This window comes from Accumulibacter sp., assembly GCF_029255145.1.
Taxonomy (GTDB): domain Bacteria; phylum Pseudomonadota; class Gammaproteobacteria; order Burkholderiales; family Rhodocyclaceae; genus Accumulibacter.
The window spans coordinates 1-24119 of the sequence record NZ_JAPUVQ010000111.1; the positions used below are offsets into that span (position 1 = coordinate 1).

The following is a 24119-nucleotide window of genomic DNA, read 5'->3' on the forward strand; positions in this document are numbered from 1 at the left end:
AAACGATTTCAGCTGCCTGCAACACATCATTCTTGATGACCAAATCTTGGTCACGTCGTGATGGCACTTTGAGCAGTCCATCACCTATCGTGAACATCTGAATAATCAACTGGTTATTGGAAAGAGCATCAACCTGCTTGACCAAAATCGCTCGTTTTTCCATCACGATTGATGACCGTGCTCAGCCACTTCCGCAAACACCAAGAAGCTCCAAAAACCCGCCAGGACGTCCCAAGAAATCCGGCAGCAAGAGCTTTCCTTTTCTTACGAAGAACGCTGGGGATCGTAAATCGCCGCGCAGGATTAATGAAAACATCGGCTTGTCTCGCCAAGACGACGTTTCGCGCCCAGTCACCAACGGGCGCCGTGCAGATTGAGGCAAGGACCAGGGCGTCAGACGCGCCAGCAATGGCCGCGCGTTCTAACCGAAGACGGCGTCGCCGCAATGACGAAGACCATGACCGTCATTCTGGCCGGAGAACACTCTCGATCGACTAACCGAATGCTTGGCCACTCCCCGCAGCGTCGCTACGGTGATCAGGACGGTGTGGCGGGCCCGAATCGAGCCAGGCACCGCTCAAATCCACTTCTTCCGTTTGAACAGCACATACTGAACCAGCGCAAAGACGACAAGAATGATGCTGACGAAGGTGAAGCCCAATTGACTTTCGGTTCCGGGGATACCGCCGACATTGATTCCCAACAAGCCGGTGATCAGACCCAGCGGAAGGAAGATCGCAGCGACGATCGACAGCACGTACATGGTCTTGTTCATTTGCTCCGACAGATGACTGTTGAGTTCCTCCTGAGTAATCGCGGCGCGATCGCGTGCCGAGTCCAGGTCATCGACAAAACGCGCCGTGCGTTCGCCGATTTCCCGGATGCGCACCCGATCGAGTTCAGTCAGCCACGCCACTCGTTCGTTCTGCAAGCGCGCCAGCACGTCGCGTTGCGGTGAGATATAGCGCCGCATGCTGATCGTCTGTCGGCGCAAGTCGGCAAGCCTGGCGCGCAGTTCGTAGCTCTCTTCGGTCAGAACCATATCCTCGAGTTCGTCCACGCCATCGTCGATGTCACTGACGACGTCGCCCATGCGGTCGGTCAGTTTGCTGGCGGCCATGACCAGAAAATCACTGCTGGAAAGCGGCCCTTTGCCTGCGGCGATACTCCTGCTGATATCGTCCATGGCCATTACTCGACGATGCCGCATGCTGATGATGCGATATTCGTCGAACCACATGCGAATCGCCACCATGTCCTCCAGGTCGGCTCCGGGATTGAAATTGATGCCACGCAGGATCAGCAGCAGGGAGTCAGCGCACGCCAGGACCCTCGGTCGCGTTTCTTCGGCCATCAACGCGGCGCATGAGACGTCATCGATACCACTCTCTTCGACCAGCCATTTCCTGGCGCCTTCGTCTGCATAATCCAGATGAACCCACAAGATTCCTTGCTCTGGTTCCCAGATCTTGATTTGTTCCCAGCCGATGGCCTGTCCGCACCGACCCTTCAGAATGTAGGCAAAAACCAGGCCGTTCTCTGTGCTCATGATCGCAGCTCAATCCTTTCCGTGATCGCTTGCAGCGACGCGAAGGACACACTCGCTCGCCCGATTCCCGATGGTCGACGACCGGAAATGCTGTCCACGTTTCGGGTGGCCTGATGCCCTGCAGCGCTGCCAGCACGATCGTCCGGCGCGTCCGGGCCGATGATTTCCCGGCTTAGCGGCCCGGAATTCCTGGCCTCTGGCAACGTGCATCCTGATACGGCCCGCCTGCTTTCTCCCAGCCATCACCCGGGAGCGTTTGCGCGCAGAAGGCCTTGCCGTCCAGCTTGCTCCGCCACATGAACCACGGCGCCGGTGCGGCAAGAACCGTAACACAGAATACCGCCGCTGGCAGGGCGATGGCAAACCTGGACTTCATGGCCAATCCTTCCGATCAACAGTGAGTTGCCTGCCTCGCAGGCTGGGTAGATTGGAAAACCACAAGGAAGTTTCGCAAGGCGCGGCAGGACTACGTTCCCAATGACCCGCATTGCCAACGCCAGACTCGCTCCCGAGCGAAGCCCGCGAGCGAACAGGCGAACGCCTTCAGCCTACTTGGAACGTGCCCGAGGCCGTCTCGCCTGGAACGTCGAAACACACGGCGATACAGTCATCCCAAGAGAGGTGCAGCCAACGTTGCCCCTCAGTGCTCGTGCCGATGGTGAATGTCCGGGAAGTGCCGATGGCTGTGCGACATCGGCAAATGCCGATGCGGATGACTGTGCGACGCGTCTCCCTCGCCGCCCGCAGCATGTTCGTGCTGGTGGTGTGCGTCGTGGCGGTGGCGGTGCGCATGCTGCAACTCGTGATGAAGATGGTGATGACCATGCTGCTCGGTCAGATGCAGATAGACCCCCAGGCCCATCAATGCGGCGGCGGCCCAGAACGCGGGCGACGTCGACTCGCCGAGAAGAAGCAGCGCAACGGCGGCTCCGATGAACGGTGCGGTCGAGAAATAAGCGCCGGTGCGGGCCGCACCGAGGCCACGCAAGGCCAGGACGAACATCACCAGGCTGACGCCATAGCCGAGCAGGCCGAGGCTCATGGCTTGCAGCAGCGTCCACGCGCCAGGCAGGGTCATGCCCAGAACGAGCGCGAGAATAGTGTTTACGCCGCCAGCAACGAGTCCCTTGCTGCCGGCGATGAACAAGGCATCGGAGGCGGACACCCGGCGCGTCAGGTTATTGTCGATGGCCCAGCACAGACACGCTGCACCGATCGCCAGCGGACCGACCCAGGTCGCCTGGCTAGCCTCGCCCGCAGGCCAGGACAGCAGCACACCGCCAGCGACGATGGCCAGCATGCCAAGGACAATCCGCCGGTCGGCGTTCTCCTTGAAGACCACCCAGGCGAGCACGGCGGTGAGCACTGCTTCCAGGTTCAGCAGCAGCGATGCCGCCGCCGCGCTGCTGTGCTCAAGGCCGTAAAGCAGGGCTACCGGCCCCAGCACGCCGCCGAAGCACATCGCCCCGAGCAAGCACGGCCACTCGCAAGGCGCCAGACCCGAAGCCTGCCAGCCTCGATCCCGAATCACGCGGGCAACGCTTAGGCCGACGCCGCTGCCGAGATAGAGCAGACCGGCGAGCAGGATCGGCGGCACGTCGCCGACCAGGAGTTTGGCGACTGGCGTACTGGCTCCGAACAGGACGGCGGCCAGCAAGGCGTAGAGAACATTGGCATTCATCGGAACAGGCCGCTATGTCGGCAAGAGTCGAGGCGACGATGCTGCCGAGCACCACTCACCCGGCGTCGACCTCCAGCACGTAACCCATGCCACGGACGGTGCGGATCAGCTTCGGCTCGAAGTCATCGTCGATTTTGGCGCGCAGTCGGCGTACCGCGACGTCGATGACGTTGGTGTCGCTGTCGAAATTCATGTCCCAGACCTGCGAAGCGATCAGCGACCGGGCCAGGACCTCGCCACGGCGTCGCAGCAGCAGTTCCAGCAGCGCGAATTCCTTTGCCGTGAGGTCGATGCGCCGACCTCCGCGGCTGACCCGGCGGCGCAACAGGTCGAGTTCCAGGTCGGCGGCCACCATGCGCTCCGGCTCTTTGCTGCGGGTTCCCCGGCGCAGCAGGGTTCGCACCCGGGCCAGCAGCTCGGCGAAGGCAAAGGGCTTTACCAGATAGTCGTCGGCGCCGAGTTCGAGACCTTTCACGCGGTCTTCGACCCGATCGCGGGCGGTCAGGAACAGCACCGGCGTTTCGCATCCCGCACGGCGTATGCCTGCCAGCAGCTGCCAGCCATCCAGGGTCGGCAGCATGACGTCGAGGATGGCCAGGTCGTAGGTACCGGTTTGGCCCAGGTGCAGGCCGTCAGCGCCATCGCGTGCCAGATCGACGATGAAGCCTGCTTCGCTCAAACCCTGCTTGAGGTAGTCGCCGGTCTTGGGCTCATCTTCGACGAGCAGAATTTTCATGACCTCCTCCGTTGATCCCGATACTGCTTCCGATCGGACGATTGTGCGCCCGAGGAAATGTCACGCGACAAAGGTTACGGAAATGTAATCTCGCCGTCAGCGTGCCGTGCGGACACGGTTTGCAGAATGCACAGCTCCCTCCTGCATACTGAACGAGATCCTGCCATGAAACCCCTTCGCGTCCTGTTTGCCGTCGCCCTGTTTTCTGCCACCAGCGCCTTCGCCGAGAGCGCCCCGCGCGTCGAGGTCTTCAAGAGCGCCAGCTGCAGTTGCTGTGGCGGCTGGGTCGACCACCTCAAGGCGAATGGCTTCGAAGTAAGCACGCACAACATCGACAATGTGCCGGCCAACCGCAAGAAACTGGGCATGCCGGACAGCGTCGGCTCGTGTCACACCGCCAAGGTCGGCGGTTACCTCATCGAAGGCCACGTCCCGGCCGCCGACATCCAGCGCCTGCTCAAGGAGAAACCGAAAGCCCTGGGACTCGCGGTGCCCTCGATGCCAGCCGGTTCGCCGGGGATGGAAAGCGCCAGGCCAGTTCCTTACGACACCCTGCTGGTCGACCGCAATGGTTCGACGCGCGTCTTCGCCAGCCACTGAACCGCAGAGGTCGGCATGACGACCTTGCGCTGGCGACAGCGGCTGGCCGCTGGCTTCGCCGGCGTGCTGCTGAGCCTGCCCGGACTGGCGGCTCCTCCGGCCGCGCCGGAAGCAAGCCTGACGTTCTGGCTCGAACAGGCGTGGCTGCGGAATCCCCAGGCGAAAGCGCTGGACGCCCGCGAGGCAGAAGCACGCGCCGCCCGGGAACTCGCCTCGGGGCTGACGCCGGAGCCGGGGTCGATCAGTGTTGGCACACTTAACGACCAGCTCAACAGCAATCGCGGCAAACGCGAGGTCGCCGTCGAGCTGAACGCCTACCTGTGGCTGCCGGGACAGAAAGCCGCGCGCGCGGCCGAGGCCGAGAGCCGCTTCGATGAAGTGGAGGCCCGGCGCGCCGCCCTGCGCCTGGAAGTCGCCGGTGAGCTGCGCGAGGCGTGGTGGATGCTGGCCGCGGCACGCAACACCACCAGCCTGGCAGCGCGTCGCCTGAAGACCGCGCGCGCCTTGGCAGAGGAAGTTCAGCGCCGCTACCGGGCCGGCGACCTGTCACGCATCGACGGCAACCTCGCTCAAATGGAGGTGCAGGCCGCCGAAGCCGAGTGGATCGACGCCGACGGCGCGCTGCTGCAGGCCGAGCACGTCTTTCGCGCACTCACCGGTGCTCCCGCGCCGTCGTCAATCAGTGCCGAACGGCCGGTGACGCCGGACGGTGGTAGCGCAAGTCGGTTGCTGCCGACGACGCACCCGCAACTGACCGCCGCCGCAGCCGCCTCGCGCAGCGCCCGCGCCAAGGTAAAGGTCGCCGAGGAGTCGCGCCGCGCCGCGCCGGAACTGAGCTTGCTGGCACTTCGCGAACGCAGCGACTTCAGCGAGTCGTACTCGGACAGCGTCGGCATCCGACTGAAAATTCCCTTTTCCTCGGGTGCTCTGGTGCGCCGCGAAAGCTCGGCGGCGCAGGCCGACGCCGACCACAGCGACGCTGAAATGCAGCGCGTCGAAATGCGCGTCGAGCTCGACGTCGCGCGCTCCCGACAAGCCCTGCAGGCCGCCGAGCGCCAGTACGCGCTCGCCGAGCAGCGCCAAACACTGAGCGCCGACAGCCTGCGTCTGGCCGAAAAGAGCTTTTCCCTCGGCGAATCCGACCTGGCGACGCTGCTGCGCATCCGCGCCGCCGCTTACGACGCCGACGCTTTCCTCGACCGTCAGCGGATCGCCCGCGCGGCGGCCATTTCGCGCCTGAACCAGACCCTGGGAGTGCTGCCGTGAGACAGCTTCTGGCCACTGCACTGCTGGCGGTGGCATTTTCGGCCTTTGGCCACGGCGGCGAAGACCACGGTGCGCCGCCACCGGCGCTCAGCCAGAACGTCGCACCAAGGGCCAGCGCCGCCACCGACGAGTTCGAAATCGTCGCCACCCTCGAAGGCAGGCAACTGCTGGTCCATGTCGATCGCTTCACCAGCAACCAGCCGGTCGCGGATGCCAAGGTCGAGGTCGAGGGTGAGCTGGCCGGCGCACAGGGCCTGGCCAGCGAAACGTCGCCCGGCACCTACGTCATCGAGCTCGCCGCCGACCTTCCGGCGGCCAGGCATCCGCTGACCATCAGCATCGAGACCAGCGACAGCGCCGATCTGCTGTCCGTTGAACTCGACACCTCGCAGCCGGCAAGCGCTACGCCACACAGCCATGACCGAAGCGAGTGGACGGTATGGGCGCTGGCCGCCGTGCTGCTGCTTGCCGGCGCCGCCTTGCTCCTGCTCCGGCGCCGCCGGCAACGCAGATGATCCCGGAAAGGCACGACACCATGAACTTTGGCAGCATCTTTGCTGCAGTCACCCTGGCTTGCCTGGCCAGTACGGCGCTGGCGCATGGCGACGAGGATCACAGCCAGGACAGCAAAGCGGCCAACCCGGCGCCGCTCAGCGCGCCACGAGACGGCGCCACGGCGAGCATCCGTCACGCCGCGGCGCCTCAGCGCCTGCCCGACGGCAGCCTGTTCGTTCCGAAGCGGCTGCAGCGGCAGATCGGCCTGCGCACCCAGCCGGTGCGGATCGGGGCGCTCGCCGCGACGGTCGAACTGAACGGCCAGATCGTCGCCGACCCCGAGACCGGCGGCCGCGTGCAGGCGACCTTCGCCGGCAGCGTCGAACCCGGCCCCAAGGGGATGCCGGTCCCCGGCCGACAGGTCACCAGGGGCGAGGTGCTGGCTTACCTGCGGCCGGTCAGCAGCGCCATCGAGCGCGGCAACCAGAAAGCCCAGCAGGCCGAACTGGCCGGCCAACTGGCAATCGCCGATGCGCGCGTGCGGCGGCTGGAGGAGCTTGAAGGAGCGGTACCGCAAAAGGAAATCGAAGCGGCACGCATCGAGCGCGGCGCACTGCGCAAGCGCCTGGCCGCGACCAGCGCCAGCATCGACCGCGCCGAGCCCCTGCGCGCCCCGGCCGCGGGCGTGATCAGCGCCAGCCGCCTGATCGCCGGCCAGGTCGTCGACGCCAAGGAAGTCCTCTTCGAGATCATTGATCCGTCACGCCTGGCGGTCGAGGCGCTGGCCTACCAGGCGGGCATCGGCGCGACGCTGGTTTCGGCCAGCGCGCTGTCCGAGCAGGGAGCGCTTGAGCTGCGGTTCGTCGGCGGCGGCCGGCAACTGCGCGACCAGGCGTTGCCGCTGTTGTTTCGCATCGTCACGCCAAACTCGATGGTGGCGGTGGGTCAACCGGTCAAAGTGATCGTTCGCACGGCGCACGAAATCAGGGGCGCGGCGGTGCCGCGTTCGGCACTGACCCGGATCGGCAATGGCGAGACGGCGGTCTGGGTGCATACCGAAGCCGAGCGCTTCGTAGCCCGCCGCGTCCGCCCGCAATCGCTGGACGCAAACAACGTCGCGATCGTCGATGGCCTGCACGAGGGCGACCGCGTGGTCACCGAGGGCGCCGGCCTGCTGTCGCAGGTGCGCTGACATGTTCGATTTCATCATCCGCGCCAGCCTCAGGCAGCGGCTGATCGTCCTCGGCGTCTCGCTGCTGCTGATCATCTACGGCGCGATCACGCTGCGACAGATGCCGGTCGATGTTTTCCCCGACCTCAACAAGCCGACGGTGACGCTGATGACCGAAGCTGGCGGCATGGCGCCCGAGGAAGTCGAGCAGCTGGTCACCTTCCCGGTCGAATCCGGGATGAACGGCATGCCGGGGGTGACGCGCGTGCGCTCGGTCTCGGGAATCGGCCTGTCGATCATTTATGTCGAGTTCGAGTGGGGTTCGGACATCTACCGCAACCGGCAGCAGATCGCCGAGCGCCTGAATCTGGTACGCGATCAGTTGCCGCCGGGAATCGTCCCGCAGCTCGGGCCGATCTCGTCGATCATGGGCGAGATCCTGCTGATCGCGATCCCCGCCGACCCCGCCAGGGTCAGTCCGATGACCGTCCGCGAGTACGCCGACTGGGTGATGCGACCACGGCTGCTGACCATCCCGGGCGTCGCGCAGGTGATCCCGATCGGCGGTGAAGTGCGCCAGTACCGGGTCGAGCTGCGTCCGGCACAGCTGCAGGCGCTGGGCGTCGAGCGCGAGAAGCTGGAAGCCGCGCTGCGTGATTTTGGCGCCAATACCAGCGGCGGCTTCCTCGAAGTGCAGGGCCGCGAATACCTGATCCGCCAGATCGGCCGCAGCTCGCGCATCGAGGACTTGCAGAACCTGGTGGTGACGATCCGGAACGGCCAGCCGATCGTCCTCAAGCAGCTGGCCGACGTCAAACTGGCGCCGGCGATCAAACGCGGTGACGGCAGCTTCCAGGGCAAGCCGGCGGTGATCCTGTCGGTGCAGAAGCAGCCGGCCGCCGACAGCGTGGCGCTCACCCGCGAAGTCGAGAAGGCGATCGACGAACTCGCCAGGAGCCTGCCCGAGGGTATCGAGGCGCCGTCATTCCTGTTCAAGCAGGCCGATTTCATCGAGCATTCGGTGAACAACGTCGAGGAGGCCCTGCGCGATGGCGCGATCCTGGTCGCGGTGATCCTCTTCCTGTTCCTGCTCAACGTCCGCACGACGATCATTTCGCTGATGGCCATTCCGGTATCGCTATTGGCGACAGCACTGGTCTTCCGCTACTTCGGCCTGTCGATCAACACCATGACCCTCGGCGGCCTGGCGATTGCCATCGGCGAGCTGGTCGACGACGCGGTGGTCGGCGTCGAGAACGTCCTGCGCCGCCTCAAGCTCAACCGCGCGGCCAGTACGCCGCGCCCGGTGATCGAGGTGATCGCCGCAGCCACTCTGGAAGTCCGTTCGGCGATCGTCTACGCGACGGCGATCATCGTCCTGGTGTTCGTGCCGCTGTTCGTCCTGCCCGGCATCGAGGGACGCTTGTTCACGCCGCTCGGCGTCGCCTACATCGTCTCGATCCTGGCCAGCATGATCGTCTCGGTGACGCTGACGCCGGTGATGGCCTACTACCTGCTGCCGCGGATGAAGCAACTGCACGCCGGCGACAGTCCGCTGGTGATCTGGCTCAAGCGCGCCGACGCGCGTCTGCTGCACTGGTCCTTCGCGCGTGCCCACGGCCTGCTGGTCGGCGCGCTGCTGCTGGTCCTGGTCGTCGCGGCGAGCGTGCCGTTCTTTCCGCGTTCCTTCCTGCCGCCCTTCAACGAGGGCACGCTGACCGTCAATGTGCTGCTCAACCCGGGCACCTCGCTGAGCGAATCGAACCGCATCGGCACGCTCGCCGAGCAGCTGGTCGCCGACGTTCCCGAGGTGACCAAGGTTGGCCGGCGTACCGGGCGCGCCGAACTCGACGAACACGCCGAGGGCGTGCACTACACCGAGATGGACGTCGACCTCAAGGCTTCCGGTCGCAGCCGGGCCGAAATCATCGCCGACATCCGGCAACGTCTCGGCACGCTGCCGGCGGCGTCCAACGTCGGGCAGCCGATCTCGCACCGGCTCGATCACCTGCTCTCGGGGGTGCGCGCGCAGATCGCGCTGAAGATCTACGGCGACGACCTCGACACCCTGCGCGGCCTGGCCGCCGAGCTGCGCGGGCGGCTGGCGCAGATTGCCGGGGTGACCGACCTGCAGATCGAGAAACAGGTGCTGATCCCGCAAGTGAAAATCCGCCTCGACTACGAGCAGGCGGCGCGCTACAGCGTCGCGCCGGGCAATCTGCTGCGCGGCCTCGAACAAATGATCGAGGGCGAAAGGATCACCGAGATCGTCGAGGGCAACCGCCGCTTCGACCTGCTGGTACGCCTGCCGGAAAGCGCGCGCGGCGCGCAGGCGCTGGCCGATCTGCTGATCGAGACACCGACCGGCCATGTGCCGCTTTCGAAAGTCGCCGCCGTCGAGGAGGGCGATGGTCCGAACCAGGTCAGCCGCGAGAATTCACGGCGCCGGATCGTCCTCTCGGCGAATACCGACGGCCGCGACATGTCGCAGGTGATCGCCGACATCCGCAGCGAACTCGCCGCCAGACCGCTGCCCGACGGCTATTTCACCGCGCTCGAAGGCCAGTTCCAGGCGCAGGAGCAGGCCGCGCGGCTGATCAGCCTGCTCGCCACGATTTCGCTGACGATGATCTTTATGGTGCTCTACAGCCGCTACCGTTCGACCGCGCTGACCCTGATCATCATGGGCAACATCCCGCTGGCGCTGGTCGGCAGCGTCGTCGCGCTGTGGATTTCCGGGCAACCGCTGTCGGTCGCGGCACTGGTCGGCTTCATCACCCTGACCGGTATCGCTACCCGCAACGGCATCCTCAAGATCAGCCACTACATCAACCTGTGCGCCTTCGAGGGCGAGCAATTCGGCCAGCACATGATCGTTCGCGGCTCGCTGGAACGTCTGACGCCGGTGCTGATGACCGCGCTGGTCGCGGCTTTCGCGCTGCTGCCGCTGCTCCTCTCGACCGACGCGCCGGGCAAGGAAGTGCTGCACCCGGTGGCGGTGGTGATCTTCGGCGGGCTGATCAGCTCAACGCTGCTCGATAGCCTGCTGACGCCGCTGATGTTCTGGCTGTGGGGCCAGCCGGCGCTGGAGCGCCTGCTCGCCGCGCACGAAAGCGAAAGTTTCTGAACCTGTTTCGACCAACAAGGAGTGTCACATGCCGCAGATCAAGACTCTTATTCTCGCCCTCGCGAGCGCTGCTTTTCTACTGAACAGCCCGACCTTGCTCGCGCACAGCGACGAGGTGCTGGACACCCAGAAGGCGCCCAATGGCGGCCAACTCCGGATGGCCGGGCCTTATCACTTCGAACTGGTAGTGATCAGCGACAGCAAGGAAGTGCGGGAAAACCCGATCGTCGTGCATGTCACCGACCACGCCGGCGCCAGGGTCCCGACTGCCGGCGCCAGCGCTACGGCAACACTCCTGGCGGGCAAGGTCAAGGCCACCTCGACGCTGGCTCCCGACGGCGACAACCGCTTGAAGGGCTTCGCCAAATACGCGTCGACATCCGACATGAAGGTGGTGGTGACCGTCACCCTGGCGGGCAAAGCGGCCGAGCAGGCACGCTTTACGCCGCTGGCGGTGAGCCAGCAAGAGCGCAGATGACAGGAATGTCACCGCCGGGTCAGCTCGCCGTCGGTGTCGACGGTCGATGCTGGCCGGTGTAGTGCCCACGACACCCCTTCGACAAGGAAAGACCATGAAAACGTACTCCGGAAAACTGTTGATGCTTGCCCTGACCGCCTCGCTGGCCGTACCGGTCGCCCTGCTTGCTGCGGAACCGGGAGGCGCCAACGCCGCTGCCGCCAGCAAGACGCAAGCCGCGGCAATGGCTCCTGCAGGTCCAATGCACGACCAGATGCAAGCGCGGCTGCAGACCATGCAGGCACGCATGAAAGCCATGCAGCAGACTGAAGGCGAAGCACGCATGCCGATGATGGCGGCGCAAATGGAAGACATGCAGACGATGATGAAAGACATGGGCGCTGGCTGTCCGATGGCTGGCGGGCAGGGCAGGATGGGCCAGCCCGGAATGCCGATGATGCCCGGAATGCACGGCAGCCAGGCGAAGTAGAGCACGGCGGGACAGATGATTCCCTGGCTGAAGCGACTCCTTGCCGGCTTTCGCGCGTGGCGGGCCGCCAACGCCGAGGCGCACGCCAGGTCGACGCCGCGTTCGTACTGCTCGGCCCCGCCGCCGGGGGCCGTCGGCGATCACGAGTACGGAGAGAAGAGTACGTGAACAAGACTTTCAATCGATCTCTGGCGATCGCCGCAAACCATCGCCACATCCGCCTGCAGCCATGCCTGATCGCGCTGCTGGTGATCACGGCGGCGATCAGCTTGCCCGTGGCAGCGCAAGGCATGCAGGTGCCCAAGCCCAGCCCGGGGCTGATGCCCAACCCTGCGGCGGGCAAGGCCCTGTTCGAGAAGAGCTGCGCGTCCTGCCACGGCGCCAGGTTGCAAGGCAGCGACCAGGGGCCGCCGATGCTGAGCACGATCTACGAGCCCTCGCATCACGGCGACGCGGCTTTCCAGTTGGCGGTGAGGAACGGCTCGCGCGCGCACCACTGGCAGTTCGGCGACATGGCGCCGGTTTCTGGTCTGACCCCGGACGAAGTCGCACAAATCACCGCTTACGTCCGACTTGAGCCGCGCAAGGCAGGCATTCAATAGCGCCGGGCGGCGCCAAGTAGGCGTTCCGCTACCCTCGAGGCTGGTCCGGAAAGCGGAAACCGGCGCGTCTCATGGAACGGCAAATCGCTTCAATCGCTCGCGAACGAAGGGAATCTGAGCCCTGACGAACGAGTCGGTGAGATGATGACTGTCGCGAAAGACGACCACACCCTGGTCGCTGACCGCGCTGCAGATGCCGCCAGGACAGACCAGATCGTTCAAGTCCAGCAGGTGCACATTCGCAAACCGACCGGCCGCCAAGCCGAGAGAACCGGTAATCGACGCGATGTGCTGTAGCCGATGTCGGGCCAGGCAAGGGCCGCGGTCGATGCGACCGTCTGGCGAAAGATGTCGAGCGAGGCAACCAGGGCCATCAAATCCGAGACCCGGTGTTCCGGGAATGACGAAGACCGTTCTTGCCGCCTTGCTCACTCGATCGAAAATTCTCGAACTGCCTTCTACCCACTGGGTTTCGGTGAATCGATAATCCATGGTACTGCCCATGATGAGCACCTCGGGCAGGATTCGGTCAAGTTCATCGAGGACGGCATTACGCCAGTCGGTACATACCTGGTAGGTCTTGCCAAGCGGCTGATAGTAATAATCTTCGTCAACCATTGCGCACGATGATTTTGTCAACACGACAATTCGCCAGGCTGGCTCCGGGAAGATCTCCGGCAAAATCGAGAACCATTGCGTCCCGATGCTATCACCAAGGAGAACGACAGTCTTCGTGGCCGTCTTAGACCCGAGAACGCAGGGTTCGACGTGGGCGTTGGCATACCAGGCATCACACGACATGCCATAGATCACCGGCGAGTCGGTTCGCCATTTGTTGCTGATCTCGCTGGCAGCATCTGCCTGGGGCAGCTGGCGCAATCCCTGATCCAGGGCAATGACCACAGTGGCCATCACCAGCAGACCAGGCAACAGGATCCCGAGAGTCCCCGCATGACTCCAGCGGCCTTTCCAGAAGGGAAGCTCTATCCATCGGAAGCTCAGGATCGCTGCCACCAGCGACACGAGTATCAGGCCCAAGGTCGGAACCAGCTGACCCTGCAATCCGAGGGAAAAACCAAGAACGAAAACTGGCCAATGCCACAGGTACAAGGAATACGATCGATCACCCAGCCAGACCAGAATGGGCCGGGCGAGCAAGCCCTCGTGCCCCTTGGGCAGAGCATGACCGGCGACGATGACCAGCGCCGCACCAAACGACGGCAGCAACGCCCAGAATCCCGGATAGGCAAGGTCCGGGCTGAGCCCGGCGGCGCTGCCAAGGATCATCAACAAGCCGCTACCGAGCAAGAAATGCCGAGGAAACCTGCTCAAGCACCTGCTCGTCCAGCCGGATGAACCCGTCTGGAACGTGAGGCAGACCAGGGCGCCAAGCGAAAGCTGCCAGATTCGCGACGGCATCATGTAAAACGCTGCTTGCGGTCGGTTGTCCGTCCAGTAGAGCGAGAGCGCCAGACTGGCGACGCATGCCGTTCCGAGACCGAAAACCAAGAGTCGACGCCCGTTATCCTGACTGGTCGGCAGCAATTTGCCAATCCGGAACAGGATCAGCAGGAGCACTGGCCAGATGAGATAAAACTGCTCCTCAACGCCCAACGACCAGGTGTGCAGAAATAGATCGCGAGTCGCCAGTTCGTCGAAATAGTCGAGCGTTATGAAGGAAAAATAGAGATTGCTGGTCCATGTGGCTGCAAACGGCGCCGATGCCAATTGCGCGCGAGCCTCTACCCCGGACAACAGCCAGAACGCCACGCCGGAGGTGGCGACCAGCATGCATATCATCGCCGGCAGCAGTCGTTTCAGCCGTCGCGCGTAGAACGACGTAAGGACGATCCGACCGTCTTGGGCGAGTTCGCGGAATAGAAGCCCGGTAATCAAGTACCCGGAGAGCACAAAGAAGACGTCCACGCCGACAAAGCCACCTGGCGCGACCTTGAGGCCCGCGTGCGCGAGTATCACCAGCACGATGGCGACTGCCCGCAGTCCCTGCAAGTCGGGTCTGAAGTTTTCACTGTGTTCAGTCAGGGTGCGTGCCACAAACGTCCATTCTCGAAGAAAATGCAATGACGACTGCCGGGATTGCCTGGTTTTCCCGAATTCTTGCCGGCGCGCAACCGACGGGAAAGCACCTGCCACCAGGCCACGTATTTTACTCGGGACTGCTTGATTCGCTTCCCGAGCACCCGGCGAGCGGCCCACCTTCCACGACCGGCGGAGGGTCATGCCGTTAACACCCATGGCTTTGGCGACACTTTTCGACGTTTGCGGTGCAAGCTGGTGCCACCGGGAAAAACGGCTAAGATGAGGTGAGGCGCTGCCTGTCTGGCCGGACGAACGCCTGCGCCGCAAGGCACGTCCCTCTGCCATCAAGAGGAGCAAACCGAAATGATGACCCGGAAGAAAACACCCACATGGACTGACGTCAAGTTCACCCTCAAGGATTTCGATCGTGCCGACCTGCTCGGACTGGTGCAGGATATGTACGCCGCGAGCAAGGACAATCAGGTCTTCCTGAACACCCGCTTCGGGCTCGGTGGCGACGCCCTGAAGCCCTACAAAACGATCATCGATCGCTGGCTGTGGCCGGACGTGTTCAAGAACCAGAACTATTCGGTCGCCAACGCCAGGAAGCCCATCGCCGATTACCAGAAGGAGGTTGGCGATCCCGAGGGGCTGGCCGATCTGATGATCTTCTACTGCCGCCACGCGATGGGCTTCGCCACCGAAGTCGGCGTGGACGACGAGGGCTACTTCGATAGCCTGATACGAATCTTCGAGCAGGCGCTGAAGGTGGTCATGACCCTGCCCGAAAGCCAGCGAGAGCCCTATCTCAACGAGTTGCACGAGATCCGGGTTACCGGCCGAGCGATCGGCTGGGGTGTCGGCGAAGGCTTCAACGACGCTTGGCAGCTCGCGGGCCTGAAGTTCGACACGTAGAGAAGCATTCCCTGGCTCGCGACGGCCGATGGCCACCGGGTCAAGACCGTATCGTCATCCGGCTACAGGGCGAGGCGTCATTCTAGGCGGCGTGGCAGTGCGGCGTCGACTGGGGCCGGTCAGACCGCCACCGCGCTGCGACCGGGAAGCGTGCCAGGAAGGTCAGTCAGGCGGCAAACTTCCGCTTGAGCAGGCGAATCAGCCAGCCGATTCCCGGAAGCTTGGCGTAGAGTTCTTCGGCTGCGTCCCAGTAGTCTCGATGCCAGATGACCTGGCCGTCGACGTCGAACTTGAGATGTGAGGCCCCGCGAATGATCTGCACCGGGCCCTGCCGGTTCGAGTTTTTTTGCCGGAAACGCATCTCCCAGACCAGCAACGCGCCGTTCTCGCTGACGATCCGATCGAAGACCACGAAGCGCGGATCGTCAAGCTGGCTGAACAGATGGCTGAAGATACGCTGTACGCGGGCGACGCCACGTACCTCGTTGAACGGATCCTTGAAGAAGACGTCGTCGGCGTAGAACTCGCGGAACCGTCCGACGTCCGCCGGGCTGAGGCCTTCGTAGAGGTCGACCAGCGCGTCGACCCTGCCGGCATGGTTCATGGCGGTCACCATCATCGTCCGGCGAAACGGCGGATCAGCGGGAAGTAGACGCGGTACGGAAGATGCGCGAGCACTTTGAGCACCAGGGTGAACCGCTTCGGATAGTGGATCTCGAAAGCACCGCTGGCGAAGCCGGCGATCGTCTGCTGCGCCGCCTGTTCGGGCGTCAGCAGCGCCGGCATGGCGAAGTCGTTTTTTGCGGTGAGCGGCGTGGCGACGAAGCCGGGGTTGATCACCCGCACACCGATCCCTTTCGGCTCCAGGTCGAGATAAAGCGCCTCGGCGAAATTGATCAGCGCGGCCTTGGTCGGACCGTAGATCAACGACTTGGGCAGCCCTCGATAGCCGGCGACGCTGGCGACGAAACCAATCTGGCCGCTGCCCTGCCGCAGCAGTTGCGGTACGACGCAGGCGGCGAAGGACACCGCACCACCGAAGTTGACGGCGATCATCTGCCGCGCTCGCGCGGCGTCAAGCTGCCAGGCACGCATCGGCAGATAGTCGCCGGCGACATACAGCGCGACATCGATGCCGCCCCACGCGGCCAGCAAGCCCTCCCACGCGGCGTGCAGACTCGCTTCGTCGGCCGCATCACAGGGCAGAACCAGGGCGCGTTCGGCGTCCCCCGCCAGTTCAGCGAGGCGGGCCGCGTTGCGCGCCGAGAAAGCGACGCGGGCGCCGCGTGCCAGCAGCAGGGTACCGAGCGCCGCGCCAATCCCACTCGACGCGCCAAGCAGCCAGACGCGCTTGCCTGACCAGTCTTCAATTCGGTCGTTCATCGATTGACCACCTCAACGCTTGCTGAAACTCAGAGTCACTTCGCCGAGAGCGAAGCCGAACTTGCGCATCTGCGAGCGGTTGAGCATCACCTTGTCGTCGATCAGGAACATCCAGTCGTCGAAGTCGACGTTCCACACCCGGCCATCGACCGGCAAGGCCAGCACGTAGCGCCAACGCAGGGCGTTGCCCGCGGCCTCGCCCTGGGCAACGCCGACCACGTCATCGGCGAGGCCCACGTAGCGTGCTGCATCGACCCGGGTGATGGTCCATACCCGGCGCGAGGTCGTCCCGTCCGACCACCAGAAGTGCTCGTCGAGCGTGCCGACATCGACCCCGTCGCGCTTCTGCCAACTGGCGTCGATGACCACGTGAAAACGTTTGATCACCGCGCCCGACCGATCCTGGAACATTCCCCAGCCGTCGATCGTGCCATTGAAGTACGTCGCCAGATCGAGCACCGGCTGTTCGGCATGATAGCGCTCGACCGGTACGCTGGAACAGCCGCCCAGCCCGATTATTCCGCAAGCGAAACACGCCAGCCACAGATTTTTCATGAAACCACCTCCAGAACTTTGCGCCAACGCCAGGCCAGCACTGCCGCGGTCGTCTTGAAGAGCAATGGCAGCAAACAATAGATGGCGGCGAGGCCGCCGCTGGTCCCGACAACTCCCGGCTGGTAGCCGACCAGATCGAGCAGCGGCAGCGACAGGCCGGCAGCCAGCGCCAGGTTGAGTTTGGCGACCAGATTCCACCAGCCGAAGTAGGCGCCAGCCCGTGCCGATTTGCCAACCGCCCGAGCGACGCCGCCGCGGTGCTCCGCGAGGTCGGCGACAAGTGCCGCCGGCAAGGTCAGGTCGGCACCCAGCGCCGCACCCGAAAGCAGGCAAACGACGGCGAAAGGCCAGACGTCGCCGGCACCCAGGCCCCAGGCCCAGGCGAAAGAGACGACCGCGACCAGCATCGAAGCGATCCAGCCCGGTACGCGACCGACGCGCCGAGCGAGGATCACCCACAGCGGCAGGAATGCAACGCCGCTGACGAAGTACAGCGCCAGAAAGGCGCCACTCCAGGCTTCGGCCTGGAGAACGTCGGCGACGTAGAACAGCACCAGCGTCGCCGGCAGGGCCGCGGCAATACCATTGACGACAAAAACCGCCAGCAGTCGGCGAAAGGCGCGATCTTCGAGGACACCGCGCAGATCGCCGAAGAGACTGCCGCTGGCCGGCGTCCGTGCCGCCGACGGCGGCGAACCCGCCAGCGTCCACGCGGCCAGCGCAAAAAGCAGCAGCGGGAAAAGCTGTGCGACCCCGGACAGCCCGCTCGCCAGATCGGGCGAGAGCAGACCGGGAAGCGTCGCCGCCAGCACCACGCCGAGCAGGCCGAAGCCCTCGCGACTGGCCGTCAGCCGCGTTCGCTCGCCGGCATCACGGCCGAGTTCGGCGCCCCACGCCTGATAAGCGACGCTGACAAGCGAGAAGCCGAAGTAGGTCAGCAGCATCGACGCCAACAGCCACCATGGCGCACCGCTGGCTGGCGGCTGCAGCAGGGCGAGCATGCCCAGCGCCAGGCACGGCAGAGCCAGCAGGATCAGTCGCTGCCGGCTTGCTGCGCGGTCACTCCAGCCGCCAAGCAGGGGGTCGATAGCGGCATCGAGCAAGCGCGCCGCCAGCAGCAGCGCGCCCAGCAGGCTCAGGCGCATGTCGGCGGCTTCGGCGTAGAGCCGGGGCACGTGCACGTACACCGGCAGGGCGGCCATCGCCAGCGGCAGACCGAGCGCGCCGTACGCAAAGAGCTGCCGGCGCGGGATGGCGACCGCCTGCGCGATTCTGGAGGATGACACGCTCAGAGCCCCGGTGGCTTGAGGAGAGCGGCGCGCAGAGCCGGGCTGCGGCTGCGCGGATCGAGCCAGATGGCGAAGAACAGGCGGGCAAATTCGGCGTCGCTGATTTCGCCAGTGGGCACACCACGGTAGAAGAAGGCCGCCCCTCGCCCCGGGTAATGGACGCCGACAATGGTCTCACCCTCCCTCACATCCGGGAAGACCCGCTGCAACTCAGCCTGCCAGCGCTGCAACTGCGCCTCGCCGGCGCCGAGTCGGCGCAGTTCGTCTAGCGTGGTCTGGATCAGCCGGTCGCGCGGGATATCGCGGCGATACTCCAGTTGCAGCGCGGTTGGCACATCCGCTGCCGGATTGGCAGTCGGCGGCCCGGCGACCCACAGCGTGGCGCGATAAAGCGCGAAGCCCAGCCAGGTCATTTCACCGCTGCCCCACTGCCGCCAGGCAGTGCCGGTTTCGTGCAGCGCATCGGGCAGAGCGTGGACCAGCGTGCTGCCGGCGAGCAAGAACGCGGCGAACAGCTTCCTCATCGGGCGTGCGCCAGCTCGAACTGCACGACGTCAGTCGCGCCGCTGTTGAAGCCCGCCTGACAGTACGCCAGGTAGAAGCGCCAGAGACGACGGAAGCGTTCGTCAAAACCTTGTGCTTCGATGGCCGGCCAGTGCCGCTCGAAGTTTGCCGACCATTCGGCCAGGGTCCGCGAGTAGTCGCGTCCGAAGGCAAAGGCGTCGCGCACCACCAGCCCGGCGCGGGCCGCGCGCTCGCCAAACACCGCCCGGCTCGGCAACATGCCGCCGGGGAAGACATGCTGTTGAATGAAATCGGTGCCACGCCGGTAGCGCGCGAACAGCCTGTCAGCGATGGTGATGCTCTGCACCATCGCCCGGCCGCCTGGCGCCAGCAGGCACTGCAGGGTCGCAAAGTAGGTCGGCCACCAACGTTCGCCGACGGCTTCGAACATCTCGATCGAGACAATGTGATCGAACTGCTCACCGACCAGATCGCGGTAGTCGCGCAACTCGATCTTCACCTGCTGCGTGACGCCGGCAAGACGCATGCGCTGACGGGCATACTCGAACTGCGCCGGCGACAGCGTCAGGCCGACGACCTGCAGGCCAGCCTCGCGCGCCGCGGTTTCGGCAAAGGCGCCCCAGCCACAGCCGATTTCCAGCACGCGCTGGCCGGGGCTGGCGTCAAGCCGCTGGATGATTCGCCGGTACTTGGCGAGTTGCGCAGCGGCCATCGACCGTGGCGCGTCGCTGGAGTAGAGGGCGCTCGAGTAGCTCATCGTCGGGTCCAGCCACAGGCGGTAGAAGTCGTTGCCCAGATCGTAGTGCGCCATGATGTTTCGCCGCGAACCGGAGCGCGTGTTGGCGTTCAGCAAGTGCCGCAGGAGCGCACTCAGCAGTCCCCACCAGTGTCCATAGAGCGCTCGCGACATCGACTGCCGATTGTCGGCGAACAGGGTGAGCAGAGCCGTGAGGTCCGGACTGTGCCAGTGACCGTCGATCCACGCCTCGGCGAGACCGACGTCGCCGCGCTCGAGCACCCAATCGAAGACCGACCAACTGCCGATCTCGAGCAGCGTGCTGCTGTTGCCGTTGTCGTGCTGACCAAAGCGCAGCCGGTCGCCGTCGGGCAGCCGGACTTCGAGGCTACCGTGTTCGATCCCTTCGAGCAGCGCGAGCACCGCCCGCGCGCTGCGCGGCGCCTGCCTGACAGCAGCGGCCGTAGGGAAGGTGAGAATGTTTTGGATGCCGATCATCGGCTGGTCTCCTCAAGTGGCGGTTCTGGTTTGCGGAACAACGGGACGCGCTTGACCCACAGCCTCAGCGCCTGCCAGTGAATGCGCCAGACGACGCCAAGAGTCAGCAGCGGGAAGCGCAAGAAGGCCTTGATCAGGGGGCCGCTGGTCAGCGTTTCGGCCTGGCCGGAAATCGCGGTGTGCAACAGGTCCCCTCCCTCGTCGCCGTGATCGATTCGCGCGAGACGCCAGGTGGCGATGCCGTCTGATCCGCAACGCCAGTGGAAGCGGAAGCGGTAGTGGCCGGCGACATCCATGAACGGCGACACATGGAAAACCTTGCGCTGCTCGAGGGTCTCGCCGTCGCGGATCGGTCGACCGTCGGTATTCGCCAGCAGGTAGTTGTGACGCTCGCCGAAGGTGTTGTTGACTTCGGCCAGAACGGCAAGCAACTGCCCGTCGCGGTCGTGGCAGAACCACAGGCTGATCGGGTTGAAGACGAAACCGAGCAGGCGCGGAAAGCACTGCAGCCAAATCTCGCCATCGGCGCCGATCCCTTCTCGCTGCAGCAGCCCCTGGATCCAGGGCAGCGGATGCGATCCGTCGCGCGCGCCGTGGTCGGCAAAATGGAAACTGAAGAGATTCCAGCGATTGACAGCGAACAGCGCGCTGCTCGATTGTTCGACGCGCGCGAGCGGCAGCACGCAGAAGCAGACCGGGTAGACGAAGCGATTGGCCACCGGCCGCACCCGACGGTGCATGACCTGGCCGAAGAAGAGGCGAGCCGGCGCCGCGTTCATGCAGCGAGTTCCGCGGTTCGCGTTGCTGCCGGCCGTTCCCGGGCAGCCCCATCGACACCCTGCCAGGGCGCGTGGCAGCCCATCGCGTTAGCTACTTGCAGCGCCGACTTGAGGCCGTCCTCGTGGAAACCGTAGCCATTCCAGGCGCCGCAGAACCATACCCCACGCGCCCCGGAGATGGCCGGCAACTGCCGCTGCGCGGCGATCGCCGACGCGTCGAAGATGGGGTGTTGGTATTCGAATTCGCCGATCACCCGATCGACCAGTGGCTCGCGCTGGGGGTTCAGGGAGAGCATCAGTGGGGTCTTGAACGGTAGCGGCTGCAGGCGGTTGATCAGGTACGAGACGCTGACCGGACACCGCTCGCCCTCGCCGCCGCTCGACAGATAATTCCACGCTGACCACAGCGCCGGCGAACGCGGCAGCAGATCGGCGTCGGTATGCAGGACGGCCCGGTTGGGCGCATAGCGGATGGCGCCCAGCAATTGGCGCTCGGCCCGCGTCGCCGTGTCTCCCATGATCGCCAGCGCCTGGTCGCTGTGACAGGCGAGGACGATCTGGTCGTAGTGCTCAACCCCCTGATCGGTATGCAAGCGCAGATCGCCGGCGCGGTGACCGACTGCACGCACCGGCGTCGCCAGGCGGACATCGTCTAGGCAGGCCGCGAGCTTTCTGACATATTCCCGCCCGCCGCCGCTGACTGTTCGCCAGAGCGGACGGTCGAAGACCTGCAGCAAGCCGTGATTGCGGCAGAAGCGAACGAAACTGGCCAGCGGGTAGTCGAGCATTGCCGCTGCCGGGCACGACCAGATCGCCGCAGCCATCGGCAGCAGGTACCAGTCGGCAAAGGGGCGCGAGTAGCCGCCGATGGCCAGGAATTCACGCAGGCTCAAACGCTCTTCGCAGTCGCCGGGATTGCTCTCCAGCCAGGCGACACTCTCGCGGTTGAAGCGCACGATATCGGACAGCATCCGCCAGAAGTCCGGCCGCAGCAGATTCCTCTTCTGCCCGAAAACAGTCGCCAGGCTGCTGCCCGACCATTCCAGCCTCGGTTCGTCGAGACTGACCGAAAAGGACATTTCGCTCCCGACGCTGGCGACGCCCAGGTGGGCAAACATCGCCGTCAGATTCGGGTAGGTCTGGGTGTTGAACACCAGGAATCCGGTATCGACCGGGTAGCGCACGCCCTCCAGCGTCACATCGACCGTGTTGGTGTGACCGCCGAGAGTCGCAGCCGCCTCGTACAGCGTCACCCGGTGTTTCTGCGACAGCAGCCAGGCACTGGCCAAACCCGAAATCCCGGCGCCGACCACGGCGATACGTTGTCCGCCACGCATGTTTATCCCCCCGTCCTTTCGGCGTTTTCGCCGCTGATCTCGGCGTAAGCCGAATGGTTGTGAATCGACTCGAAGTTTTCGGACTTCACTGTCCAGGACGCGATGCGCTGGTCTTTCATCAGCCGTAGGGCGATATCGCGGACCAGGTCTTCGACGAACTTGGGGTTGTCGTAGGCGCGCTCGGTGACCCACTTCTCGTCAGGCCGCTTGAGCAGCCCGAAGACCTCGCACGAAGCCTCTTCCTCGGCCAGCCGAACCAGCTCCTCCGGGGTCATCCCGGAGCACAGCCGGGCGCTGATCGTGATGTGCGAGCGCTGGTTGTGCGCGCCGTAGGCGCTGATCTCCTTGGAGCACGGGCACAGGCTGGTTACCGGCGCGACCACCTCCAGCGTCAGCTCGGTCGGCCGTCCTTCGGGCTTTTCGGCGATCATCCGCACCTCGTAGTCGAGCAGACTTTCGACTGTCGATACCGGCGCCGCCTTGCTGATGAAATAGGGGAAGGCGAGTTCGATCTCGCCGCTCGTCGCCTCCAGCCGGAGCAGCATTTCGTCCAGCATGCGCAACAGTCGATTGACGTTCAGCGGTGCGCGCTTCTGCTCGACCAGCTCGACAAAGCGCGACATGTGCGTTCCCTTGACTTCCGGTGGCAAGCCCACGGACATCGACAGAGTGGCGACGGTGTTCTGGACCTTGCCGGCGGCGTCGAGCAGTGCCAGCGGGTAGCGCAGGCCCTTGACGCCAACCTTGTTAATCGCCAGTTGGCGCAGGTCGGCAGTGGCCTGGATGTCAGGAAGAAAGAAGTGTTCTGGTGCATTCATGGTGTGTCTCCAGGGAAGAGAGGCGACGGGTGGTCGGTGGCGGGATGGCGGTCACTGCTTGCCGAGAAACTGGTCAATCCTGGCGAGCAACATGGGGTCGTCCGGCTTGACGCGGCTGCCGAAGCTGAGCACCTGCCGGCCGCCGCGATCGATCAGGTACTTGTGGAAGTTCCATCGCGGCTGTTCACCGGCCGCCTTGGCGAGTTGCGCGTAGAAAGGGCTGGCATTGGCACCGACGACCGTGGCCTTGGCAAACATCGGGAACTGCACGCCGTAGGTCAGCCGGCAGAACTCGGCGATCTCCTGATTGTTGCCGGGTTCCTGATCGCCAAAGTCGTTCGAGGGGAAACCCACCACGACCAGCCCCTTGTCCCTGAGACGTGCGTACAGCTTTTCGAGGCCGTCGTATTGCGCCGTAAGGCCGCAGTAGCTGGCGGTATTCACCACCAGCAAGACCTTGCCCCGCCACTGGCACAGCGACTGGGTCGTCTGACCCTGCAGCGTGGTGAAGCTGTGTTGCAGCAGCGGCGGGCACTGCTCCGCCGCTGCTGCCAGCGGCGGCGCAAAGGCGCTGATGGCCAGGGCAACGGCGGGGAAAAGCGACAGCGGCATGGTGTTCTCCTGGAAAGTTGGGGGCCGACGAGTCGCCGGGGCAGCCAACGCGGCATCGACTGCAAGTGGCTTTTTGTCCATGACAACATCCGTCAATCCTGAGCTGGAGCGCGGCGCCGCAGCGATCGCTCCTGAATCGTGTCGAAAACCATTAAAGTCCGGTAGAGATAGGTGCCATGCAGCGCGACGGTGGCCCTCATCGCCCTTTCAGGCAAGGAATGGTGACTGGGTTACCTACTGCCTCGCCATAATTTGTCCTAGACAAAATGTCGTTTGACGCAACCTTAACGCCTGTCTTGGCGGCTGTCAATGCCTTGTTGTTATTTTGTTCAGGACAACTGGTACGCTGCGCGCCAGGTGGCAGTCGGCAGCGTCGGGAGATCCGGCTGTTGGCACCAATGCCGAAGGCGCTGAGCGAGGCGCGCGTAGTTACCCACCGCGAGGACGATAGGCGCACG

At 64.5% G+C, this 24119-nt stretch carries 24 protein-coding genes; 9 read left to right on the forward strand and 15 right to left on the reverse strand.

Features of this window, described 5'->3' with window-relative positions; translation table 11 throughout:
* Window positions 1–577: 577 nt before the first annotated feature.
* From Q1L50_RS11735 to Q1L50_RS11750, 4 genes are all read right to left on the reverse strand, one after another.
* Window positions 578–1549 carry a zinc transporter ZntB gene (locus tag Q1L50_RS11735; RefSeq protein WP_300338916.1) on the reverse strand — a complete coding sequence of 324 codons (972 nt, stop codon included), beginning with the start codon at window positions 1547–1549 and terminating at the stop codon, window positions 578–580.
* 172 nt (window positions 1550–1721) lie between these two features.
* A complete protein-coding gene (locus tag Q1L50_RS11740) occupies window positions 1722–1925 on the reverse strand; it encodes a hypothetical protein (RefSeq protein ID WP_300338918.1) in 204 nt (67 codons plus the stop codon).
* Window positions 1926–2189: 264 nt separating this feature from the next.
* Window positions 2190–3230, reverse strand: a complete 1041-nt coding sequence (locus Q1L50_RS11745) for a DMT family transporter (protein WP_300338921.1) — start codon at window positions 3228–3230, stop codon at window positions 2190–2192.
* 55 nt (window positions 3231–3285) lie between these two features.
* Window positions 3286–3966 carry a heavy metal response regulator transcription factor gene (locus Q1L50_RS11750; RefSeq protein ID WP_300338923.1) on the reverse strand — a complete coding sequence of 227 codons (681 nt, stop codon included), beginning with the start codon at window positions 3964–3966 and terminating at the stop codon, window positions 3286–3288.
* Window positions 3967–4131: 165 nt separating this feature from the next.
* Between Q1L50_RS11750 and Q1L50_RS11755 the strand changes: the two genes are divergently transcribed.
* The 8 genes from Q1L50_RS11755 (at window position 4132) to Q1L50_RS11790 (ending at window position 12174) form a co-directional block, all read left to right on the forward strand.
* Window positions 4132–4566 carry a DUF411 domain-containing protein gene (locus Q1L50_RS11755; protein ID WP_300338925.1) on the forward strand — a complete coding sequence of 145 codons (435 nt, stop codon included), beginning with the start codon at window positions 4132–4134 and terminating at the stop codon, window positions 4564–4566.
* Between the two features lie 15 nt (window positions 4567–4581).
* Window positions 4582–5832, forward strand: a complete 1251-nt coding sequence (locus Q1L50_RS11760) for a TolC family protein (RefSeq protein WP_300338928.1) — start codon at window positions 4582–4584, stop codon at window positions 5830–5832.
* Window positions 5829–6347, forward strand: a complete 519-nt coding sequence (locus Q1L50_RS11765) for an LPXTG cell wall anchor domain-containing protein (RefSeq protein WP_300338931.1) — start codon at window positions 5829–5831, stop codon at window positions 6345–6347. Before Q1L50_RS11760 ends, Q1L50_RS11765 begins: the two co-directional genes overlap by 4 nt.
* On the forward strand, window positions 6344–7519 hold the full coding sequence (locus Q1L50_RS11770; RefSeq protein ID WP_300338934.1) for an HlyD family efflux transporter periplasmic adaptor subunit: 1176 nt from the start codon (window positions 6344–6346) through the stop codon (window positions 7517–7519). The genes Q1L50_RS11765 and Q1L50_RS11770 overlap by 4 nt, the downstream gene beginning before the upstream one ends.
* 1 nt (window position 7520) lies before the next feature.
* Window positions 7521–10625, forward strand: coding sequence for an efflux RND transporter permease subunit (locus Q1L50_RS11775; protein ID WP_300338937.1), 3105 nt, complete (start codon window positions 7521–7523; stop codon window positions 10623–10625).
* Between the two features lie 28 nt (window positions 10626–10653).
* Window positions 10654–11103 carry a hypothetical protein gene (locus Q1L50_RS11780; RefSeq protein WP_300338940.1) on the forward strand — a complete coding sequence of 150 codons (450 nt, stop codon included), beginning with the start codon at window positions 10654–10656 and terminating at the stop codon, window positions 11101–11103.
* Between the two features lie 94 nt (window positions 11104–11197).
* Window positions 11198–11572 carry a hypothetical protein gene (locus Q1L50_RS11785; RefSeq protein WP_300338943.1) on the forward strand — a complete coding sequence of 125 codons (375 nt, stop codon included), beginning with the start codon at window positions 11198–11200 and terminating at the stop codon, window positions 11570–11572.
* 221 nt (window positions 11573–11793) lie between these two features.
* Window positions 11794–12174, forward strand: a complete 381-nt coding sequence (locus tag Q1L50_RS11790) for a c-type cytochrome (RefSeq protein WP_300339103.1) — start codon at window positions 11794–11796, stop codon at window positions 12172–12174.
* 69 nt (window positions 12175–12243) lie between these two features.
* Here the strand turns inward: Q1L50_RS11790 and Q1L50_RS11795 are convergent, their stop codons facing one another.
* The gene (locus Q1L50_RS11795) at window positions 12244–14430 is read right to left on the reverse strand and encodes an acyltransferase family protein (RefSeq protein ID WP_300338945.1); all 2187 of its coding nucleotides are present in this window, start codon (window positions 14428–14430) and stop codon (window positions 12244–12246) included.
* Between the two features lie 147 nt (window positions 14431–14577).
* Between Q1L50_RS11795 and Q1L50_RS11800 the strand changes: the two genes are divergently transcribed.
* The gene (locus Q1L50_RS11800; protein WP_300338948.1) at window positions 14578–15129 is read left to right on the forward strand and encodes a hypothetical protein; all 552 of its coding nucleotides are present in this window, start codon (window positions 14578–14580) and stop codon (window positions 15127–15129) included.
* 166 nt (window positions 15130–15295) lie between these two features.
* On the opposite strand, the gene Q1L50_RS11805 is transcribed toward Q1L50_RS11800, so the two are convergent.
* Genes Q1L50_RS11805 through Q1L50_RS11850 form a run of 10 tightly spaced genes read right to left on the reverse strand, consistent with a single transcriptional unit; the run spans window position 15296 to window position 23661 of the window.
* Window positions 15296–15733, reverse strand: coding sequence for a nuclear transport factor 2 family protein (locus Q1L50_RS11805; protein ID WP_300338951.1), 438 nt, complete (start codon window positions 15731–15733; stop codon window positions 15296–15298).
* An 11-nt stretch (window positions 15734–15744) separates the two neighbouring features.
* Complete coding sequence (locus Q1L50_RS11810) at window positions 15745–16512, reverse strand: SDR family NAD(P)-dependent oxidoreductase (RefSeq protein WP_300338953.1); 768 nt, start codon at window positions 16510–16512, stop codon at window positions 15745–15747.
* Between the two features lie 12 nt (window positions 16513–16524).
* A complete protein-coding gene (locus Q1L50_RS11815) occupies window positions 16525–17067 on the reverse strand; it encodes a DUF3833 domain-containing protein (RefSeq protein WP_300338956.1) in 543 nt (180 codons plus the stop codon).
* Window positions 17064–18353: an MFS transporter gene (locus Q1L50_RS11820; RefSeq protein ID WP_300338959.1), complete on the reverse strand. Its 1290-nt coding sequence runs from the start codon at window positions 18351–18353 to the stop codon at window positions 17064–17066. The genes Q1L50_RS11815 and Q1L50_RS11820 overlap by 4 nt, the downstream gene beginning before the upstream one ends.
* A gap of 2 nt (window positions 18354–18355) precedes the next feature.
* A complete protein-coding gene (locus Q1L50_RS11825) occupies window positions 18356–18880 on the reverse strand; it encodes a chalcone isomerase family protein (protein ID WP_300338962.1) in 525 nt (174 codons plus the stop codon).
* The gene (locus tag Q1L50_RS11830; RefSeq protein WP_300338965.1) at window positions 18877–20115 is read right to left on the reverse strand and encodes a cyclopropane-fatty-acyl-phospholipid synthase family protein; all 1239 of its coding nucleotides are present in this window, start codon (window positions 20113–20115) and stop codon (window positions 18877–18879) included. The genes Q1L50_RS11825 and Q1L50_RS11830 overlap by 4 nt, the downstream gene beginning before the upstream one ends.
* Window positions 20112–20894 carry a DUF1365 domain-containing protein gene (locus Q1L50_RS11835; RefSeq protein ID WP_300338968.1) on the reverse strand — a complete coding sequence of 261 codons (783 nt, stop codon included), beginning with the start codon at window positions 20892–20894 and terminating at the stop codon, window positions 20112–20114. Before Q1L50_RS11835 ends, Q1L50_RS11830 begins: the two co-directional genes overlap by 4 nt.
* Window positions 20891–22231 (reverse strand): FAD-dependent oxidoreductase, encoded by a 1341-nt coding sequence (locus Q1L50_RS11840; RefSeq protein WP_300338971.1) that lies wholly within the window; start codon window positions 22229–22231, stop codon window positions 20891–20893. The genes Q1L50_RS11835 and Q1L50_RS11840 overlap by 4 nt, the downstream gene beginning before the upstream one ends.
* A 2-nt stretch (window positions 22232–22233) precedes the next feature.
* Entirely contained in the window at window positions 22234–23049 is an 816-nt protein-coding gene (gene folE2, locus Q1L50_RS11845; RefSeq protein ID WP_300338974.1) for a GTP cyclohydrolase FolE2, read from the reverse strand.
* 51 nt (window positions 23050–23100) lie between these two features.
* Window positions 23101–23661 (reverse strand): glutathione peroxidase, encoded by a 561-nt coding sequence (locus Q1L50_RS11850; RefSeq protein ID WP_300338976.1) that lies wholly within the window; start codon window positions 23659–23661, stop codon window positions 23101–23103.
* Window positions 23662–24119 lie beyond the last annotated feature (458 nt).

Coding starts and splice junctions, on each gene's coding strand:
- Q1L50_RS11735 (WP_300338916.1), bottom strand. CDS start 1,549: ATGAGCACAGAGAACGGCCTGGTTTTTGCCTACATTCTGAAGGGTCGG.
- Q1L50_RS11740 (WP_300338918.1), bottom strand. CDS start 1,925: ATGAAGTCCAGGTTTGCCATCGCCCTGCCAGCGGCGGTATTCTGTGTT.
- Q1L50_RS11745 (WP_300338921.1), bottom strand. CDS start 3,230: ATGAATGCCAATGTTCTCTACGCCTTGCTGGCCGCCGTCCTGTTCGGA.
- Q1L50_RS11750 (WP_300338923.1), bottom strand. CDS start 3,966: ATGAAAATTCTGCTCGTCGAAGATGAGCCCAAGACCGGCGACTACCTC.
- Q1L50_RS11755 (WP_300338925.1), top strand. CDS start 4,132: ATGAAACCCCTTCGCGTCCTGTTTGCCGTCGCCCTGTTTTCTGCCACC.
- Q1L50_RS11760 (WP_300338928.1), top strand. CDS start 4,582: ATGACGACCTTGCGCTGGCGACAGCGGCTGGCCGCTGGCTTCGCCGGC.
- Q1L50_RS11770 (WP_300338934.1), top strand. CDS start 6,344: ATGATCCCGGAAAGGCACGACACCATGAACTTTGGCAGCATCTTTGCT.
- Q1L50_RS11775 (WP_300338937.1), top strand. CDS start 7,521: ATGTTCGATTTCATCATCCGCGCCAGCCTCAGGCAGCGGCTGATCGTC.
- Q1L50_RS11780 (WP_300338940.1), top strand. CDS start 10,654: ATGCCGCAGATCAAGACTCTTATTCTCGCCCTCGCGAGCGCTGCTTTT.
- Q1L50_RS11785 (WP_300338943.1), top strand. CDS start 11,198: ATGAAAACGTACTCCGGAAAACTGTTGATGCTTGCCCTGACCGCCTCG.
- Q1L50_RS11795 (WP_300338945.1), bottom strand. CDS start 14,430: ATGGGTGTTAACGGCATGACCCTCCGCCGGTCGTGGAAGGTGGGCCGC.
- Q1L50_RS11800 (WP_300338948.1), top strand. CDS start 14,578: ATGATGACCCGGAAGAAAACACCCACATGGACTGACGTCAAGTTCACC.
- Q1L50_RS11805 (WP_300338951.1), bottom strand. CDS start 15,733: ATGAACCATGCCGGCAGGGTCGACGCGCTGGTCGACCTCTACGAAGGC.
- Q1L50_RS11810 (WP_300338953.1), bottom strand. CDS start 16,512: ATGAACGACCGAATTGAAGACTGGTCAGGCAAGCGCGTCTGGCTGCTT.
- Q1L50_RS11815 (WP_300338956.1), bottom strand. CDS start 17,067: ATGAAAAATCTGTGGCTGGCGTGTTTCGCTTGCGGAATAATCGGGCTG.
- Q1L50_RS11825 (WP_300338962.1), bottom strand. CDS start 18,880: ATGAGGAAGCTGTTCGCCGCGTTCTTGCTCGCCGGCAGCACGCTGGTC.
- Q1L50_RS11830 (WP_300338965.1), bottom strand. CDS start 20,115: ATGATCGGCATCCAAAACATTCTCACCTTCCCTACGGCCGCTGCTGTC.
- Q1L50_RS11835 (WP_300338968.1), bottom strand. CDS start 20,894: ATGAACGCGGCGCCGGCTCGCCTCTTCTTCGGCCAGGTCATGCACCGT.
- Q1L50_RS11840 (WP_300338971.1), bottom strand. CDS start 22,231: ATGCGTGGCGGACAACGTATCGCCGTGGTCGGCGCCGGGATTTCGGGT.
- folE2 (WP_300338974.1), bottom strand. CDS start 23,049: ATGAATGCACCAGAACACTTCTTTCTTCCTGACATCCAGGCCACTGCC.
- Q1L50_RS11850 (WP_300338976.1), bottom strand. CDS start 23,661: ATGCCGCTGTCGCTTTTCCCCGCCGTTGCCCTGGCCATCAGCGCCTTT.